At 66.6% G+C, this 18,451-nt stretch carries 13 protein-coding genes; 3 read left to right on the top strand and 10 right to left on the bottom strand.

Features of this window, described 5'->3' with window-relative positions:
* The first annotated feature begins 26 nt into the window (after positions 1-26).
* On the top strand, positions 27-1,004 hold the full coding sequence (locus FB560_RS01420; protein WP_141870727.1) for a class I mannose-6-phosphate isomerase: 978 nt from the start codon (positions 27-29) through the stop codon (positions 1,002-1,004).
* A gap of 111 nt (positions 1,005-1,115) precedes the next feature.
* Complete coding sequence (locus tag FB560_RS01415) at positions 1,116-3,023, top strand: glycoside hydrolase family 127 protein (RefSeq protein ID WP_141870726.1); 1,908 nt, start codon at positions 1,116-1,118, stop codon at positions 3,021-3,023.
* A gap of 57 nt (positions 3,024-3,080) precedes the next feature.
* Here FB560_RS01415 and FB560_RS01410 read toward each other — a convergent pair whose 3' ends face one another.
* The 9 genes from FB560_RS01410 to FB560_RS01375 form a co-directional block, all read right to left on the bottom strand.
* Positions 3,081-4,265, bottom strand: coding sequence for an enolase C-terminal domain-like protein (locus FB560_RS01410; RefSeq protein WP_170198008.1), 1,185 nt, complete (start codon positions 4,263-4,265; stop codon positions 3,081-3,083).
* Positions 4,262-5,122 (bottom strand): NAD-dependent epimerase/dehydratase family protein, encoded by an 861-nt coding sequence (locus FB560_RS01405; RefSeq protein WP_141870724.1) that lies wholly within the window; start codon positions 5,120-5,122, stop codon positions 4,262-4,264. Before FB560_RS01405 ends, FB560_RS01410 begins: the two co-directional genes overlap by 4 nt.
* A gap of 52 nt (positions 5,123-5,174) precedes the next feature.
* Complete coding sequence (locus FB560_RS01400) at positions 5,175-5,807, bottom strand: alpha/beta hydrolase (protein WP_141870723.1); 633 nt, start codon at positions 5,805-5,807, stop codon at positions 5,175-5,177.
* Entirely contained in the window at positions 5,804-9,010 is a 3,207-nt protein-coding gene (locus FB560_RS01395) for a GH92 family glycosyl hydrolase (RefSeq protein WP_170198007.1), read from the bottom strand. Before FB560_RS01395 ends, FB560_RS01400 begins: the two co-directional genes overlap by 4 nt.
* Positions 9,007-11,136: a DUF6259 domain-containing protein gene (locus FB560_RS20610; protein ID WP_170198006.1), complete on the bottom strand. Its 2,130-nt coding sequence runs from the start codon at positions 11,134-11,136 to the stop codon at positions 9,007-9,009. Before FB560_RS20610 ends, FB560_RS01395 begins: the two co-directional genes overlap by 4 nt.
* Positions 11,137-11,167: 31 nt before the next feature.
* Complete coding sequence (locus FB560_RS01390) at positions 11,168-12,115, bottom strand: carbohydrate ABC transporter permease (RefSeq protein ID WP_141870721.1); 948 nt, start codon at positions 12,113-12,115, stop codon at positions 11,168-11,170.
* Positions 12,112-13,023 (bottom strand): carbohydrate ABC transporter permease, encoded by a 912-nt coding sequence (locus FB560_RS01385; RefSeq protein WP_229673436.1) that lies wholly within the window; start codon positions 13,021-13,023, stop codon positions 12,112-12,114. Before FB560_RS01385 ends, FB560_RS01390 begins: the two co-directional genes overlap by 4 nt.
* Before the next feature lie 80 nt (positions 13,024-13,103).
* Positions 13,104-14,468 (bottom strand): ABC transporter substrate-binding protein, encoded by a 1,365-nt coding sequence (locus tag FB560_RS01380; RefSeq protein WP_170198005.1) that lies wholly within the window; start codon positions 14,466-14,468, stop codon positions 13,104-13,106.
* A 174-nt stretch (positions 14,469-14,642) separates the two neighbouring features.
* Positions 14,643-15,665: a LacI family DNA-binding transcriptional regulator gene (locus tag FB560_RS01375; RefSeq protein ID WP_170198004.1), complete on the bottom strand. Its 1,023-nt coding sequence runs from the start codon at positions 15,663-15,665 to the stop codon at positions 14,643-14,645.
* A 182-nt stretch (positions 15,666-15,847) separates the two neighbouring features.
* Between FB560_RS01375 and FB560_RS01370 the strand changes: the two genes are divergently transcribed.
* A complete protein-coding gene (locus FB560_RS01370; RefSeq protein WP_141870717.1) occupies positions 15,848-16,717 on the top strand; it encodes an aldose epimerase family protein in 870 nt (289 codons plus the stop codon).
* 36 nt (positions 16,718-16,753) lie between these two features.
* Here the strand turns inward: FB560_RS01370 and arfA are convergent, their stop codons facing one another.
* Positions 16,754-18,316 carry an arabinosylfuranosidase ArfA gene (gene arfA / locus FB560_RS01365; protein ID WP_141870716.1) on the bottom strand — a complete coding sequence of 521 codons (1,563 nt, stop codon included), beginning with the start codon at positions 18,314-18,316 and terminating at the stop codon, positions 16,754-16,756.
* Between the last annotated feature and the right edge of the window lie 135 nt (positions 18,317-18,451).

Here is an 18,451-nt window from a genome sequence, read left to right as displayed (position 1 = left end):
AACGAACTCCCCCGAAAGGCCGCGACATGGAACCCGTTCTTCTCTCCTCGAACCAGCCGCCGGGCCGCTTCTACCGAGGCGGCCGACGCATCGCCGACTTCCGCGGCGACCGGACGCCCCCACCGAACACCCCCGAGGACTGGGTCGGGTCCACCACGAGCGTTCGGGGCGAGTCCCCCACCGGGATGACGCGGCTCGCCGACGGGCGACTGCTGTCCGACGTCATCCGCGACTCCCCGTCCGATTGGCTCGGCCCCGCGCACGTCGCGTCCTACGGCGACGACACGATGCTGCTCGTCAAACTCCTCGATGCGGGGCAACGGCTTCCGATCCATGCGCACCCCGATGGCACCTTCGCCGCGGATCACCTCTCCGCTGCGCACGGCAAGGCGGAGGCGTGGTACATCCTGACGCCCGGAACGGTGCACCTCGGGCTGACCCGCGCGGTCGATGCCGCCGAGCTGCGGCAGATGGTCGAAGCCCAGGACTCCTCCGCGCTGCTGAACCTCATGCACGAGATCCCGGTACGCCCCGGAGACACCGTATTCGTACCCACCGGAGTGCTCCATGCGATCGGTTCCGGCATCCTGCTCGTCGAAGTGCAGGAGCCTGAAGATCTCTCCATCCTGCTCGAGTGGGACGGCTTCGACCTCGACGGCGTCCGCGACGGCCATCTCGGCCTGGGCTTCGACGTCGCTCTCACCGCTGTGGAGACTCGGGCACGCACCGAGGACGACATCCGGGCCCTCGTGCGGCGCGACGTGTCATCCGGCCCCACCCTCGCGTCCGGGGCGGAGCACTACTTCCGGCTCGATCGGGTGGACGGGCGCGCCACATTCCCTGCCGGCTTCAGCCTCATCGTCGCGCTGGAGCCCGCCGAGCTCGAGTTCGCTTCGGAGGCGCGCCACTCTCTGCGGCCGGGGACGACGATGCTGGTCCCGTTCGCCGCAGGACCCTTCGACCTCGCCGGCTCCGCCCTGGTCGCGCGCCCTCCGCAGGTCTGAGGGATCGCCGCACGACGAATCATCCCCTCGAAGCAGCACCTTGATTAACCGGTTCACCCCTGAGACCATAGTCCCGAGCACCGATCGCTCACCCGCACGAACGGAAACCTGATGACGCAGCCCTCTTCCACGGACTCACTCCCGACGCACACCCTCCGCGGGGCGGGCGAAGGCCCGGTGCTCCCCCTCGCCGCGACGACTCTCCGCCCCCTTCCGTTCGGCGCCGTCACGCTGACGGAGGGGTTCCTCGCCGACCTCCAGTCATCGAACGCCGCGACCTCGATCGCACGCGGCGAGGCTCATCTGGAAAGCGAAGGCGCATTCGCGAACTTCGTGAACACGGCGGCGGGAGATTACGACGGCGAGTACCACGGACCTGCCTTCGAAGACAGCGAGGTCTACAAGTGGCTCGAAGCTGTCGCCTGGGAACGCGGGCGTGGGGGCGAGGCCCCGAAGCTCGACGACGCTCTCACGCACTACACGGGGATCGTCGCCGCCGCACAGGAGGACGACGGCTACCTGAACACCTATATCCAGATCGGGGATCTCCGCTCGCACCGGTACGAGTCACTCGGCTTCGATCACGAGATCTTCAACGTCGGCGCTCTCATCCAGTCGGCGGTCGCCCAGTACCGCACCACCGGGCGCGCCGACCTTCTGCAGGTCGCGCAGGCTGCCGCTGACCACTTGAGCGAGACCTTCGGGCCGGACGCCTGGCAGACGACCTGTGGCCATCCGGTGATCGAGATGGCCCTGGTGGAGCTCTACCGCACCACGGGAATCACCCGGTATCTCGACCAGGCTCTCTTCTTCCTCGACGTCCGCGGAAAGGCGACGGTGGTCGACCCGGATGGCAACTTCGACGCGACGTACTTCTGCGACCGCGTGCCTGTCCGGCAGACGACGTCACCGGAGGGCCACGCCGTGCGCGCGATGTACCTCGCCGCCGGAGCGACGGACATCGCAATCGAGACGCAGGATGCCGCGCTGCTCGACACCATGCAGACCCAGTGGACGAACATGGTCGAATCGAAGATGTACGTCAACGGATCCATCGGCTCCGAATGGCACGGCGAAGCATTCGGCGAGCCCTACGACCTGCCGTCGGACACGGCCTACGGCGAGACCTGCGCGGCGATCGCATCGATCCAGTGGAGCTGGCGCCTGCTGCTGGCCACGGGCGACGCCCGTTACGCCGACCTGATGGAACGTCAGTTCTACAACGCCGTGTTGTCCGGCATCTCCCGCGATGGCGACTCCTACTTCTACGTCAACGCCCTGCAAGTACGCTCCGATGCGGTGCCCGACGACTACCGCCGCCCGATCACGGGGCGGCTGCACTGGTTCGGCACTTCGTGCTGCCCGACCAACCTGATGCGGACGATCGCGACGATCCATGAGTATGTCGCCTCGACCAGCGCCACCGGCGTGCAGGTTCACCAGTTCGCCTCCGCGCACATCAGCGGCGAGGTGGAGGGCCATCCGATCGAGATCGCGATGCGGACGAACTACCCCTGGAGCGGCGAGGTGACGATCGAGATCCTGCGAGCGCCGGCAACGCCGTTCGACATCGACATCCGCATTCCGTCCTGGGCGCACGACGCTGTTCTGCAGAGCGAGGGCCGCGCCGTCACGGCCACACCGGGCGAGTACGCCCGCATCACCCGCACCTGGTCTGCCGGCGATGTGGTCAGCCTCTCGCTGCCCTTCGACCCCGTGGCCGTGCCTGGACGCGACATCGTTGACGCCGAACGAGGTTCCCTGGCCATTCAGCGGGGCCCGCTGATCTTCGCCGCAGAGCACCTCGATCAGCCCGACGGCATCGTGCTCGACGACGTCTCCGTCGCCGGCGAACTCACCGTCGAACATCGAGATGACATCCTCGGCGGTATCGATACCGTCGTCGTACCCGCCGTCGACGCCTCCGGCGCGGTGCTCGGCTCCGTCACGACGATCCCCTACTTCCTCTGGGCGAACCGCGTCGTGGGGCCGATGCGCGTCTGGTTGCCGAAGGCCTGATCCGCCGTCGGGTGCCCGGCATCGACCTCGGTCGATAGCGGGCGCCCGACGCGCAGGTCACCCGCGTTCAGTCGACCACGGGTGCCGCGAAACCTCTTCCAAGCCGTCGAGGTCGAGTTCGATCCCCAGCCCCGGGCCACTCGGAACTGCCACGCAGCCATCCACGCCCAGCTCGAAGGGATCCTTGAGGTAACCGTGACCGATGAGGGTGCGGCCGTCGGCGGTGCGACTGTCCAGGATCTCGTTGTGCTCCTGGATGAGGAAGTTCGGCAGCGCCGCATCGAGTTGGATCGACGCGGCCAGCGCGATGGGACTCAGCGGACAGTGCAAGGCCACCGTCGCGTCGACGGCCTGCGCGAGCGCGGCGATCTTGCGGCACTCGGTGATGCCACCGGCGTGCGCCAGATCCGGCTGCACGACCGACAGAGAGCGGTTCTTGAGAGCTTCGAAGAACGGCCACCTCCCCATCCACCGCTCTCCGGCGGCGAGCGCCGCCGAGGTGTGCTGAGCGACGTGGTCGATGGCACCGATCTGCTCCTGCGGCACCGGCTCCTCGACGAACATCGGGCGCAACGGCTCCAACGCCTGGATGAGCTGGATCGCCAGCCGGTGGTGCGGATCGTGGATGTCCACCGCGAGGTCGAAGTCATCGCCGACCTCCGCACGAACGGCCGCGAAGCGCTCGACGACGGAATCGATTCGGTTCGTACTCTCGAGAGAACCCAGGTTGAAGTGCAACTTCAGGGCGTTGAAGCCCCAGTCGACACTCTGCCGGGCGGCGGCTGCCCAGGCGGTCGGTTCGTCGGGCACAGAGGCGGCGCTCGGCGGGGCGGCCCGGTATGGCAGGCCCGGCTCCACGGTGTACGGAGGCCTGAAGCTGGTCGCGCGATACATGCGCACCCGGTCGCGCACCGCTCCGCCGAGCAGCTGATGCACGGGGGCATCGAGCGCCTTGCCGGCGATGTCCCACAGCGCCATGTCGATGCCGCTGATCGCGCTCAGGGTGATCGGTCCGCCGCGGTAGCCGACGCCCGCCCGATACATCTCCTCCCAGAGATGCTCGCGCCGCATCGGGTCAGCCCCGATCAGCAGCGGCGCGAGGCGCTCGACCTCGGCGATGACGCTGTTCGCGTGCCCTTCGAGGTAGGGCTCTCCGATACCCACGCGGCCGTCATCCGTATGGATCAGCAGCCACACCCAGCTCGGGGGCACACGGCGGATCTCGATCCTGGTGATCTTCACAGGGCACTCCTTCCGGCCAGAGCGTCGATGTCGCCCAGCAGTTTCCTCATCGCCGTCGTGTCTACAGCCGGCGCATGTCCCTCGATCGCGGACCTGACCGGGACGGTCGGCGCGTACTCCCTGAGCAGCTCCTGCGTCGGTCGGGTCAACAACGTTGTCCCGCTGGCGACGCAGAGCACGTGAGCGCCGACGTAGTCCGCGGTGAGCGCCGCCCGGATCGCCGCGCCGCAGTCGGGCAGCGTCAGATGCGCCCACCCCTCCCGCACACGGAGCGAAGGGTCCGCCTCGTCCCTCGCCGCAGCCCATCGGAGGGTCTCTTCACCGGCGGTCAGTGGGAACCGGAACGCGACACCCGACATGCCCCACCGGCTCGCCATCATCCGGAGGGTCTGCTCGTCGACGGACTTCGACAGCGAATAGGGATCGTCGATCGCGCTGGGGAGGTTCTCGTCGAGGGGGAAGTACGCGGGCATGTAGGCGGCGTGGTTCAGCGGGATGCCGGAGGCGTGCACGCTGCTTGCGATGACGGCGCGCGTGACGCCGGCGGCCGCGGCGCGGGAGAGCACGGTGAACGTGGCGGCGACGTTGCCGACGAACACCTCGCGCGCGGTGCCCTGATCCGGATGCGGGATGGCGGCGAGGTGGACGACGGCGTCCACATCTTCGAGTGCCTGCATGACGACGTCCTCATCCGAGGCGTTTCCGATCACACAGCGGTCGGCAGCTGTGTCGACGTCGAAGCGCAGCGAGAGTGCGGTCACCGCGATGTCGGACGCGATGAGGTCGGCGACAACCGCGCGACCGATCACTCCGTCCGCTCCGGTGACGAGCACTCTCTGGGGAACATGATGGGCCATGGGGTCACTGCTTTCGAGATGCGAGGAGCGGTTCACGGAGTTTCCGGGTGCGTCACGGGTGGTCGAGCGCGCTCAGCCATCGCGCGCATTCTTCGGTCCATAGGGCGAGTCCCTCGGCGCTGACACCGAGACCGTGCGGCCCTCGGGGATAGACGTGGATCGCATGCGGTCGGTTCTGGGCAGCGAGCGCCTCGCCCAGGCGATACAGCGTGGCGACCGGTACAGCGACGTCGTCGGCGGTCTGCCACGCGAAGATCGGCGGAGACTGCTCCGAGACGAGCATCTCCAACGACACGGACCGGCGCTCGGCGAGCGAGGCGTCCGCACCGAGCAGATTGATCGCCGAGCCCTCGTTGGTGGGCGGGACCATCGACACGACCGCATAGCTCAGCACCGCGAAGTCAGGCCTCGATGCCGGACTCACCGGGCTGAGCGCGGCGAGGCCCGCGGCATGACCGCCCGCCGAGAAGCCCATCACTCCCACCCGCTCGATGCCGGCGGCACGCAGCCGCGCGATCTCGTCGGACACGGCGATGTGAGGTTCCGGGTGATGGACGCCGACCGGGTAGAGGAACACACTCGCCTCGATCCCGAGCGACTCCAGCCAGCGCACGACCGGTTCCCCCTCCGAAGGAGCATGTTCGGCGTACCCTCCGCCAGGGAGCACCACGATGTGGGTGGTCATCGCGTGACCCCCGCAGCGGTCGCCGCGGTGTCGGCGAGCAACTCGACCTCGGCCAGCTCCACGGTGCCGTGTGCCGCGAACTCGAAACGGTAGACGTCGAACTCCCCGGGCGCTGCCGGCACGAACGGGACGAGCCGCACGTCGCGACCGACGGGATGATCCGTCACGCGGTCCACCTCGCGCCACTCCTGTCCGCCCGTGCGCCCCCGGAGCACCCAACTGAGCACCACGGGCTCGGCAGCGGATGCCGTGAGCGTGTACGCCTGTACCTCTCGGGGCTCCGGCAGAGCGAACTCGATCATCACCGCCCCGTCGATCGACATGGAGGTGTCGCTGTCGTCATCGACGAGAGCATCCGCCCCCTCGATCGAACCGTCGATCGATTCGGCGGTCGCGACGTCTTCCCACCTCGGCGTGCCGCCGAGCGACGGGAGAGCAATCCGGGTTCCGCGTCCCCATTCCGACGGCGAGGATCCGAGCTCGAGGCGCAGGGTTCCGCCGGCCGTGATCTCATCGTGCCGCAGGAACGCCCGGTCGATCCACCGTCCATTCAGCCATGCGCCCTGGATGTAGAGGTTCTCCGGGGCGACGTTCGCCTCGACGACGAACCGCGCACCGTCCTCGAGATTCACGGTGATCGAGGGGAAGAGCGGAACGGTCATCACATAGAACGGGGTGCCGACATGCACCGGGTACAGCCCGAGCGCGGAGAACAGATACCAGGCGCTCATCTCGCCGTTGTCCTCGTCGCCCAGGTACCCCTGGCCGATCTCGGATCCGACGAACAGACGACGAAGAGCCGACGTGATCAGGGGCCCGATCTTGTGCGGGCTGTCCGTGTGCGCATACAGATAGGGAACGTGGTGCGCCGGCTGGTTCGACAGGCCGCACATTCCCAGATCGACGTCGCGCGCTTCGAGCATCTCGTGGATGACGAACGGATAGCTCCCCTTGAGCCGCTCCTCCGCCGTCTCCGGAGTCGCGAAGTACTCGTCGAGACGCGCCTCCAGCTGGCCGGGGCCGCCCAGGAGCCCCGCGAGTCCATCGATGTCGTGCGGCACCGCGAACAGCATGGTCCACGCGTTCGTCTCGGTGTTGTCGCCGCCCCACTCGAGCGGATCGAACTCCTCGGCTCGGAACTCTCCCCCGGCATCACGCCCTCGGAAGAAGCCCGCCTCAGAGTCGAACAGCTGCTGATACCGCGCGGCGCGGGAGCGGAAGTAGCCGTCGGGTCGGCCCGCCGCGGCCAGCTGGACCGCGATGCCGAAGTCGTTGAGGCTGTTCTCGAGCGACCACGACACCGACTCGTCGATGGACTGCGGGGTGTACTGCAGGTAGTTCGCGAGCGGCAATCCCTTGCGCCCGACTTTCGGGGAGGGAGGGACGATCGTCGCGTTGGCGAGACTCGCCTCCAGTGCTGTCAGCCGGTCGTATCCGGTGACGCCCTTGACGGCGAGGTCGGCGAAGATGATGTCCGAGTTCGTGCCCACCATCGCATTCGCCGGCCCCGGTGCGGACCAGCGTGGCATCCAACCGTAGTCACGGTAGTGCTGCAGGAACCCGTCGGCGAGCGCGCCGGCGAGCCGGGGACGAAGCAACGCGTATGCCGGCCAGCTGGTCCGGTAGGTGTCCCAGAATCCGTTGTTCGCGTAGGCGGCACCGCCGGAGAGACCCCCTCGTCCATCGAGATTCGCGTGCACGGACGCGCCGTCGAGGCTCGTCTCTGTCACGTCGCTCGGGTAGAGGAACAGGCGATACAGGTTCGAGTAGAGCGTCGTAAGCTGATCCTCGCTCGCGCCCTCGGGGACGAGCACGCTCAGCTCGTCGTTCCACAGCGCGGCCGACGCGGCCGAGATCTCCTCGAAGGTCAGAGACGGAGGCAGTTCCTCCTCGATTACGCGGGCAGCGATGTCCACGCTCACGAACGATGTGCCGATCCGGAACCGGAGAGTCCGGTCCGCTCCGAGCGCGAATCGCGCGAAACCCGCGACCGCACGTCGCTGCTCTGTCTCGACCCGTGCCGCCTCGTCCGGTTGCTGGTCGAACAGCAGATGCACGTGCATGAGCGGCGTGTTCTCGGAATGCTCACCGCCCACCCACGAGGTCGCGTGCACGACGGGTCCGTCGAACTCCAGGCTCCCGCGGTCGTCGATGTTGTCGAAGATCACGGTGCCGACCTCCGAGGGGAAGCGCATCTCGACGATCGCGCCATGGGCGGTGGGCGCGATGCGCACGGTCAGCGGCTGCTCGAACTCGACTTGGTACAGGTGAGGACGCGCCACCTCCTGCGAATGACGGTACGGGAGGGCGCGCTCGCGGCGTCCCATCCCAGGCACACCCTCGTGGTCGAGAGACGGGAAGAACTGGAACGTCCCCCAGTCCCCCATCCAGGGCGAAGGCTGATGCGAGATCGAGAAGGCTTCGAGCCAGGGCAGTCCTGTCTCGTCCCTCGCCGCATCGTACGTGTACAGCCAGTTCACGCTGCCGGCGTCCGTGACAGGCGCGAGCAGGAGGGATCCACGGGGGTTCGCCGTGGCCGGAAGGCAGTTCCCGCGGGAGTATCCCGACGAGGAGCGCGTGCCGCGACGCGTGTCGACGTAGTCGACGGGCTCCGGGTGCGTGGTCGAGGCCACAAGCGACGGCACCAGCGTGCGACCGCTCCCGATGCGGATCTCGTCGATGTACCCGGCGACGTCTCCGCCGTCCCCCGGCGCTGATGCGAGCTCGATCGCGATGACACGGCGGCCGACGCAGGCGGACAGCTCGACGGCCCGATAGTTCCACTGATCGACGTGCAGAGTGCCCGCGACGGCTTGGCCCTCCGCGGTCGCGGCGGTTCCGTGTTGATCGAGCAGTGCCAGGGCAGACGACCGCGAACCGTCATCGAAGACCAGATCCAGTGACACCCCGGCTCCGGAGCGTCGGTCGGTCGATCCCGCGGCGGGAGCGAGCACGTACTCGAGCCAGAAGCCGGCATCCGGGATGGGGATGGGGCTGTCCATGGTGACGATGGTCAGCGCGGACTCTCCGGGGACGAACTCGTAGCGCAGCCCCTGCAGCGACGTCAGCTCGGCCATCGAGAGGGGGTCTGAGAGGATCGCGCCGGCCAACGACGAGAGTTCGATACGGCCGTTCGACGATCCACCGAGGTCGGCCGTCCGCCAGCCTGTCTCGCGGGTCAGCCGGTAGGCGGGAGCAGTCATGCGTCGGAACCGAGGAGAAGCATGCTCTGCGGGGGGATCGTCCAGGTGACCCCGGTGAGCGGTTGACGAGAGGCGGCCGCCGGTTCCACTGCCGACCATGCGAACGCGGCCGATGCGCCGTCGATCGTCACCTCGATCGGGATCGAACGGTAGTTGATCACGAGCTGACGATCTCCCCCATCGGGCAACGTCCATCGCGTGCTGACTGTGTCGCTCATCGTCAGAGGCGGGTTGCTCACACGGAAGAGCGTGTTCGTCGTCGTCGCCACTGCGAGCGGCGCCTGCATGCGCGCACCGTTGAAGTGGTCGAGGAACGCGGAGGATCGCCATTCGTTCAGCGCAGCCACGAAGGCGATGACCTCCGGTGTCGACGGTTGCGCATCGCTCCACGGCACGCCCCATCCCCAGACGACCTTTCCCTCGTCGTCGACCGTGAGCGTCATGATGTCGCCGGCGGCGAAGGAATGGGCGAGACGCAGGAAGAGGTTGTCCGGCGAGCGTCCGATGTCGATGAACTGATGGATGTTGACCTGGTTGCCCATAAAGTTGTGGACGTGCTCGTGGTACAGGTACTGATACAGCGGGATCGGGTGCCCGATCTCGTAGATCAGGTTGAAACGAGCATCGCTGAAGGCGAAGTCGCGAAGGAAGGTGTCGGCTGCAGCGGACTCGCATCCGAGCAGGATCCGTCCTTGCGCGACGTCGTCGATCTCGCGGATGCCGCGCCCCATCTCGCGGACGGCATCGACGGTCCAGTCCGACGGGCCGTAGGCGTGACCGTGGCTCTCCTCGTAACAGAAGTAGCTGGTGCCACCGTGGTTCTGGTCCATCAGCTGGATGTAGTCGATACCGGAGGAGGCCATCTTGGCGACCTGGTCGGTGATGATGTCGCGCACCGCGGGAGAACCAGCGCACAGGTCGAGCCCCGACCGCTGATCGGTGCAGATCACGGAACGCAGGTCGCCCGGAGTCGGGGCGGCGCAGGCCATGGCTGTCGCGGGCTCCCGAGGGAGCGCGTAGTCCAGGAGGTTGCTGCCGAGCGTCCATCCCAAGCCGCTGCAGTACACGCCGGCGAGATGACCACGGTCGTGGACATCGTCGACGAACGCCCCGAAGGCATCGGCTCCGCCGAACGGGGGCCAGACGAAGGGCGGTGCCCACGGCGCGGTACCTTCCCAGTGCATCAGCAGCGCCATCACCTGCGAGCGAGTCGCCTCCCCGATCTCATCGACGGTCGCGGCAGCCCGATCGAGCGGGTACAGGCGGTTGGGCGCCATGTCCCCGGTGTCGTGGGTTCCCCGCACGGGGAAAGCGACGACGATGGGCGACTCGGCGTACCAGTCGGGCAGCTCCTGCTCTTCAGGAACGACGAGGTGGCCCGAGGAGTCCAGCCACCGCCGATGGATCTCCGCCGCCGCATGCCAGTCCCCCGAGACGGGAGCGATCACCGTGGGGTACTCGACATGAAGGCTCTCCCCCTCACCGATGGCGAGGTAGTGGCGGATCACCAGCTCGACTCCGCGCGGGGTCGCCCGGAAGTCGATCATCTTCGTTCGCCCTGCGGGGTCGTGGGCGCCGAGATAGAACCCGCCAGCCGGCGAGCAGTACGCCAGGAACTGGCTCTCGATCGCCCCGGGGTAGATGCTGTCCACCCCGTGACTGGGGTATTGGATCTCGCGATAGTCGAACCATGATCCCGACCGGTCGCTCAGCGACTCGATGAGCGCGCCCTCGTTCCAGGGCCAGACGATGGTTCCGATCCCACCGTCTCCGACCAGCCCGCCGTCGATCTCGAGGGAGCAGAGTTCGATCCACTCCACCACGAAGCTGCTGTCATTGCGGACGGCGAAGCGGAGATGGGTCTCCGCGCCGACCTGATCCGCCCGCACCTCGACGGTGAGTGACTCGTCGGGGGTGACCTGGTGGACGAAAGTCGCGTCGCCGGACCCGCTCAGCGATCGGACGCTGTCGGTCTCCGCGACCGTGATGATCGACTGCTCTCCGCGACGGCGCACCCCGATCACGACGACCTCGGGAATGCGGGCGGCGGATGACGCACCGGCGACGAGGGCGCCCGCGCCATCCTGGCTGAATGCGAAGGAGAAGTCCTGTGACGACCCGGTCATTGCTGTGTCTCCTCGGAGATCGATACGGCGGTCATCCCTTCAGCGCTCCCATGGATCCGGAGGATCGGAGGATCTGCTTCTGGAAGATGAGGAACAGGGCGACGGGGATCACGACGGAGAGGAACATGCCCGCCATCAGGAGGCTGAGTTCGGCCGTCTTCGCCAGCCGCGGCAGTGCCACCGACAGCGGTTGCAGAGCAGCATTCGGCAGCACCAGCATCGGCCAGATGAAGTCCTTCCACGAGGCGATGATGATGAGCAGGGAGACGACGCCGATGATGGGCCGCGACAGGGGCAGGACGATCGTCAGGAAGATGCGGGTCGCGCCTGCACCGTCGATTCTCGCGGCCTCGAACAGCTCTCGCGGAATCGAGTCGAAGGAGGTCTTCATGAGCAGCACGTTGAAGGCGGACGCCGAGGCGGGGAGCCATGCCGCCCAGAAGGTGTTGATCAGATTGATGTGCAGCAGCGGGACGTCGAGCACGGTCAGGAACAGCGCGGTCAGCGTCACGACGCCCGGGACGAACAGCGTCGCCAAGACGGCGAACTCGAGCACCTTCGCGTACTTCGGACGCAGGACCGCGAGCGCGTACGCTCCGGTCGTCGCGACGAGCAGTCCGAAGGCCCACGTCCCCATCGCGATGATCAGGGTGTTGGTCAGGTATTTGCCGAACTCGATCGTCGTGAAGGCCTGAACCAGGTTGTCCCACTGGATGCCGCTGGGCCAGAGTCCGAGCGGCTCGCGCAGGATGTCCTGGCTCGTCGACGTCGCCGACTTGAAGAGCCACAGCACCGGCCCCACCGAGATGACCCCGAGGGCGACCAGGAGAACGATCTTCAACGCCAGGAGCATTCCTCGCAGGCGGCCGCTCCGATCATGGATCGAGAGGATGCTCCGGTCCGTGTCCTCGGGCTTCTCCTTGCGAGACTCTCGTCGAGTGCTGATCGCACGCGTGTACAGGCGTTCCGTCGAGGTCATTTTCCCTGGCTCCAGCCGCGCGTTGCCCGTAGATACAGGAGCGAGACGAGCGCGAGGATCGCCGCGAGAATGAGGCTCAGCGCTGCCGCGCGCCCATAGTCCCCTGAGATGAAGGTGTAGTTGTAGATCAGCATCAGAATCGTGAGGGTGTTGTTCTCGGGTCCGCCGCGGGTCATGACGAACGGTTCGGTGAAGACCTGGAATGCGCCGATGATCTGCAGCAGGAGCATGATCAGCATCACGCTCCGCATCTGCGGCAGCGTCACGTGCCAGATGCGCGACCGGATCGAAGCTCCGTCGAGTTCGGCGGCTTCGTAGAGCTCAGGGCTGACCGCAGCCAGCGCGGCGATGTAGATGATCGTCGCTGCGCCGAAGCCCGCCCAGGTCGCCTGGATGACGATGCTGGGCATCACGGTCGCCGCGGTCTGCAACCACGGCACGGGTCCGAGACCGACCCCGGCCAGCAGCGTGTTGAGCAAGCCGGTCGACGACGGATCGTAGAACTGCTTGAAGATGAGCACCGACACCACGGGCGGGATGATCACCGGAAGGTAGGCGAATCCGCTGGCGATCGAGCGCGTCCGGCGAAGCTCGCCGATCGCCACCGCGAGAAGGATGGGGAGCGGGAACCCGACCGCCACGGAGAGCACCGTGAACCACAGGGTGTTCATCGCCGCCTTCGCCACCAGAGGGTCGGCGAACACGGCGGCGAAGTTGGACAGCCCGACCCACACCGCGGGGTCGACGAGATTGGTCTGCTGGAAGCTGAGGATCAGGCTGTTGAGGATCGGCCACCAGGAGAAGAAGCCGAACGCGAGGATCATCGGAAGGGAGAACGCCAGGGCGGCCGCTCCCCCACCGGTGAACCAGCGGCGGAGCGGGCCCGTGGCCCGAGGGGCTGGTGCCACTCGGACCACGGACGATGAAGGCGATCGCCTCGAGATTTCAGTTGTCATTCGGGCTGCTTCTGTCTCGGGCGACGGCTCGCTCAATCGGCGAGCAGCGTCTCCATCTGCGTCTGAACGTCACCCAGAAGGGCGCGGATGTCGGCGTCCTCTCGTGTGAGGACAGCCTGGACGACCGGATCGAGGGCGGCGTAGAGCTCCTGCGCGTGCTGGCTCGGCTCGGGCACGAGAGGGATCGTCTCCACCGTGCTGGCGTACAACTCGAAGTTCTCGGTGGGCACGTTGACGTACGGCGCGATCCACTCGTTGTACTGCGCGAAGAGATCAGCGCCGACGAGAGGAAGACCCGGAGCACCGACCGGCAGACCGTCGGCCGACTCCGCCTTCGCCGCCGCGACCGCCTGGTCCTCGTCGGTGAAGCGGGCGATCTGCGCGAAGTCGATCCACTTCGTCGCCGCATCGCGCTGTTCCGCGGACGCGGTGGCGCTGACGACCTGGACGTTTCCGCCGCCGAGCGCACCGAGACCACCCTCGGCCTGCGGCATGGGAGCGAGACCGAAGTCTTGCGGATCCATCCCCCGGTTCACCACGGAGTCTCCGTAGAGATCCGTGCCGGAGATGACGATTCCGGCGCGTCCGGCTCCGAACTCGTTGCGCGAGTCGTCTGAGGTCATGATGAAGTTGGCGCCCAGGGAGTTGTCCTTCCAGCGCGCGTCCTGGATGAACTCGAGTGCCGCGATGGCGCTGTCATTGTCGACGTTCGCAACGGGCGTGCCGTCTTCGCTGGTCTCCATCAGGTCCCCGAACGCGTACGTCATTCCGGTGAGCGTCCACCCACCGAGGTTGCCGCTCGTCATGAGCACCAGTCCTGGCACCCCGGTCTTGTCGGTGATGGTCTTCGCCGCAGAAGCCACCTCGGCCCACGTCGTGGGCGGAGCGTCCGGGTCGAGACCGGCCTCTTCGAAGATCGCGCGGTTGAACATGAGGCCTTGGCTGTAGACGTTGATGGGAACACCGAAGATCTCGTCTTCGGGGCCGGTCACCGTCGTCATGATCGTCGGGTTCAGGGCGCTGAGCGTCTCACTCGCCTCGACTTCTGCCGAGATGTCAGCGATCTGCCCGCGCTGTCCGAGACTCTGGATCTCGGTCATCGGTACCGTCAGCACCGTCGGCATCGTGCCGCCGGCCACCATGGCGTTGAATGTCGCCGGGTCCCAGTAGGTCTCCTCGGCCTCGACGGTGATGTCGGGGTACTTCTTCTGGAAGGCCTTGATCTGCGCCAGGATGGCGTCCCTCGATGCTGCTTGCTCGGTCGAAGGCAGGTTGCCGATCGTGATCGTGACCGATCCGTCGTCGTCGCCGCCGGATTCCGCGGCGCTGCATCCGGCGAGGGCGACAAGCCCCGTCACCAGGATCACTGCGCCGAGAGAACGCGCTCGTTTCTTCATCGAAACTCCAGTCATGGATGTGTACGTGCATGGATGTGCCGCCGCATGCACGGGATGTGATGCGGTGCGGTGCAGGTAGCGCCGGGCTGCGGCTACCTGAGATTCATAAAACCACTTAACCGGTTCGGCGTCAATGTTTGTGGGGATCTGATGAGGAGAATTCCGGCCCCGCGGTCATCCGCGGGGCGCGGGGCCCGAGCTTCCGGCGACGCGCAACCGCGCCGTCTCCGCCTTCACAGGACGCGCCTCATCGCCGTCGATGACCTCGAGCAGGCGCGAGCACGCGTCCGCGCCATAGTTCGCGACATCTCGCGACAAGGAGGTGAGTCGAGGGTGCACGATGTCGGTGAGCAGGGAGTTGTCTCCCGCGATCAGCGACACCTCGCCCGGCACATCGATCCCTTCATGCATGCAGTGGGTGAGGCCGGCCACCGCCATCACATCGTTGTCGTAGATGAGGGCGGTGGGTCGAGGGTTCGTCGCGAGCAACATCGACGTGGCACTGGTTCCGCCGGCAGCGGAGTAGTCCGAATATGCGGTGATCGACGACATACCCAGGGCCCGAGCCTCCTGCTCGACGGCGTCGACGCGAAGCACCGTGTGCTCGAGGTCGCGAATACCGGCGACGTGGGCGATGTTGCGGTGCCCGAGTTCGCTCAGGTAGCGCACGATCTCCCGCATGGGCTCCTGCGTATCGCTCCAGACGCGATGACGAGCCGAAGGCCCCGCCCCTGGACCACCACCCGTCACGACGTAGGGCATCCCGATCTTGTCGAGCTCCGCGAGCCGGGCATCTTCATTTCTCACCTCGACCACGATCACGCCATCCACGCGCCGTTCTGCCCACCACTTTCGATAGGTCGGAACCTCGTCCGCTGGATCTGTCACCACCTGCAGCACCAAGGCGACCCCGTGGGGGCTCAGCACTCGCTCGATTCCCGCGAGGAAGTTCATGAAGAAGGCCTCGACCCCGAACGGCTCGGGCTCGCGCGCGATGACCAGACCGATCGCGCCGACCTTCGACCCCGTCAGCGCTCGGGCAGCGATGTTCGCCGTCCAGCCCAGCTCGTCCGCGATCCGCAGGATCTTCTCTCGAGTGCTGTCAGAGACGCCCGCTCGGCCGTTGAGCGCGTAGCTCACCGACACTTTCGACACCCCGGCGATCTTGGCTATGTCTGCGATGGTCGCGCGCGGCATCTCACTCCTAGAAATCGCTGTACCGGTTAACCACACCCTACTTGCGACGGAGCGGAGCAGCGAGGACATCTTCGACCCGAGCTGCGGGCGGCGACGACTGATAGCATTACCTAACCGGTTAGGTAGCTCGAGGGGATCGCCGGGCAGGGCACGCGGCAGATCCACGAGCGGCAGGAAGCGATGTGACGACTCTCACTCTCGGCGGCGGCCCTCGCCAACTCACGGTGACCGTCAGCACCGTCGGTGCGCGCCTCTGCCAGATCACCGACCCACGCGGCCACGAGTGGCTGGTCGACGATGGCCGGCCGGAGCCGACGTCCGATATGCCGATCCCCTTCGACCAGGGAACCCGGGGCGGATGGGATGACTGCTTCCCCTCAATCGACGCCGAGGCCGACCCGCGCGGGGACCGGATGATCGCCGACCACGGCGACTTCTGGTTCCGCCCGTGGGCAGTCAGCGCCGTCAACGCGATGAGCACCACGATGCGCACGACCGGCATCCCGCATCCCCTCCGCGCCGAGAAGACGGTGCGGTTACACCAGGATGCGTCGATCGTCGAGATCGACTACGTCCTCACCAACACCTCCGACGTCCCCTATCGGTTCCTGTTCAGCGGCCACCCCCTGTTCCGATGGACCGACGACGCGGTGCTGAAGATACCCCGAGGCGGCAGGGTCACGCCCGCCTTCGGCCTGCCGGGCCGAGTGGGAGCCTGGCCACGACTTGACGGGCGCGATATCTCGCGCATTCCGTCTGAGCGCGGTCCGATGATGAAGAAGTTCTTCGTCGAGTGGGACGGATCCGTGACGCTCTCATTCCGCTCAGGGCACAGCCTCACGCTCCGACAGTCCACCGACATCACGCCGTGGCTCGGGGTCTGCATCAACGCGGCTTCCTGGCCGGCGCATGACCCTGGCAGCCATTGGATTGCGCTCGAGGCCACCACCTCTCCCCACGACTCCTTGGCGCAGGCGCTTCAGAGCGGGACCGCGTTCGTGTTGGATCCGTCAGAGCGCGTTGTCTGGACCACGAGCGCGGAGTTCCACTGAACCCTCACGAACTCAGCGCGGTCGCGTCTCCGGGACTCATTCCGCCGAGAACTCAGCCCGCCCAGACGACAGTGCGATGACCGCCCAGCTGCACGGCGGAAGTTCCGCTCGAACGTGGCCCGCTTCGACGGCCACGTCGAGGTCCATCAGACCGACCCGTTCCGGTTCCGCCGCGGTGTTCTTCGCATGGAAGTCGGGGTCGTGCAGCAGCCGGGCCGCATCGACCGCGCAGACACCCAGTTGAGTCACGTCCACGTCGACGGAGACCGAATCAGTGGTGCTCCGGTTCGCGAGAAACACGGTCGCCGTGCCGTCGAGCGGATCGAACGTCGTGGCAGCGACGATGCTGGCGATGTCACCGCGATCGCCCGCCGCGTGCGTCGGCGAGCTGACGAGTGTCTTCACGACGGAGCCGCGCGCGCGGCCGGCGGTCTCCGCGAAAGGAAAGTAGGAGGTCTGCCGGAAGGCAGGACCACCAGGCACGGTCACGATCGGCCCGATGACATTGACGAGCTGCGCGAGGCACGCGGCGTGCACGACATCGACGTTGTTCAGCAAGGTGATGAGAAGGCTCCCGACGACGACCGCATCAGCGGCCGTGTACTGGTCCTCGAGGATGGGCGGGGCGATCGGCCAGTCATCATTGCTCGTCGGCACGGCGCCGGGACGCGCCTGATCCGCCTGGTACCAGACGTTCCACTCATCGAAGGAGATACGCACTCGTCGATCGGACTTCTTGACCGATCGCACGTGTTCGATGGTCGCGGAGACATCGGAGATCACCTGCTGCATGTGGTCGGATGAGGAGAGGAACGCCGCGGTATCCCCATCGATCTCCTCGTAGTAGGCGTGGCAGGAGATGAAGTCGACGTCGTCGTAGGCCTGCATGAGCACTTCCCGCTCCCAGTCACCGAAGGTGGGGAGGAAGGATGCCGACGAACCGCACGCGACGAGCTCGAGCGTGGGGTCGAATCGTCGGAACGCGCGCGCCACCCGAGATGCAAGGCGGCCGTACTCCTCGGCACTCAGCGAGCCGAGCTGCCACGGGCCGTCCACCTCATTTCCGAGACACCACATCCGCACGTCGAAGGGATCCTCGCGACCATTCCGGCGACGGCGATCAGCGAGCTCCGATGACCCGCGGTGGTTCGCATACTCGACCAGCTCCAGCGCTTCTTCGAGACCGCGAGTACCGAGGTTCACGGCGAGCATCATCTCCGCATCGGACTCTTCGGCCCACGAGGCGAACTCATGCAATCCGACCGTGTTCGGCTCGGTCGAGTGCCACGCCAGATCCAGTCGCACGGGTCGCTCCTCGACCGGTCCGACTCCGTCTTCCCAGCGGTAGCCCGACACGAAGTTCCCTCCGGGATATCGCAGGGTGGTGACTCCGAGTTCGCGAACGAGCTCTTTCACATCGCCACGAAATCCACGGGCGTCTGCCGTCGGGTGATCGGCCTCGTAGATGCCCGTGTAGACGGAGCGCCCCATCTGCTCGACGAAAGCACCGAAGAGCCGCGGATGCACCACATCGATGCGCTGATCGAACTGCGGTCGCACGTACGAGACCGCATCGGACGATTGCCTCTTGTTATCCATCTCCCACTTCCCCTTCGTGGCTGTGAAAAGAGCCGTCCCTCTCGAGGCTGAGAGCCGTTCGAGACGCGCGTCGGATCACATCCGACCTAACCGGTTAATCATAGCGCTGATGCGAACATGGAGAAGATATCCGTG

This window comes from Microbacterium saperdae, assembly GCF_006716345.1.
Lineage (GTDB): Bacteria > Actinomycetota > Actinomycetes > Actinomycetales > Microbacteriaceae > Microbacterium > Microbacterium saperdae.
This window is presented reverse-complemented; position numbering and strand designations above follow the sequence as displayed.

What these genes read in the sequence shown, in the direction of transcription:
- FB560_RS20610 (WP_170198006.1), bottom strand. Translation starts at nt 11,136, where the DNA reads ATGACCGGGTCGTCACAGGACTTCTCCTTCGCATTCAGCCAGGATGGC.
- FB560_RS01375 (WP_170198004.1), bottom strand. Translation starts at nt 15,665, where the DNA reads ATGCCGCGCGCGACCATCGCAGACATAGCCAAGATCGCCGGGGTGTCG.
- FB560_RS01405 (WP_141870724.1), bottom strand. Translation starts at nt 5,122, where the DNA reads ATGGCCCATCATGTTCCCCAGAGAGTGCTCGTCACCGGAGCGGACGGA.
- FB560_RS01380 (WP_170198005.1), bottom strand. Translation starts at nt 14,468, where the DNA reads ATGAAGAAACGAGCGCGTTCTCTCGGCGCAGTGATCCTGGTGACGGGG.
- FB560_RS01420 (WP_141870727.1), top strand. Translation starts at nt 27, where the DNA reads ATGGAACCCGTTCTTCTCTCCTCGAACCAGCCGCCGGGCCGCTTCTAC.
- FB560_RS01400 (WP_141870723.1), bottom strand. Translation starts at nt 5,807, where the DNA reads ATGACCACCCACATCGTGGTGCTCCCTGGCGGAGGGTACGCCGAACAT.
- FB560_RS01390 (WP_141870721.1), bottom strand. Translation starts at nt 12,115, where the DNA reads ATGACCTCGACGGAACGCCTGTACACGCGTGCGATCAGCACTCGACGA.
- arfA (WP_141870716.1), bottom strand. Translation starts at nt 18,316, where the DNA reads ATGGATAACAAGAGGCAATCGTCCGATGCGGTCTCGTACGTGCGACCG.
- FB560_RS01395 (WP_170198007.1), bottom strand. Translation starts at nt 9,010, where the DNA reads ATGACTGCTCCCGCCTACCGGCTGACCCGCGAGACAGGCTGGCGGACG.
- FB560_RS01415 (WP_141870726.1), top strand. Translation starts at nt 1,116, where the DNA reads ATGACGCAGCCCTCTTCCACGGACTCACTCCCGACGCACACCCTCCGC.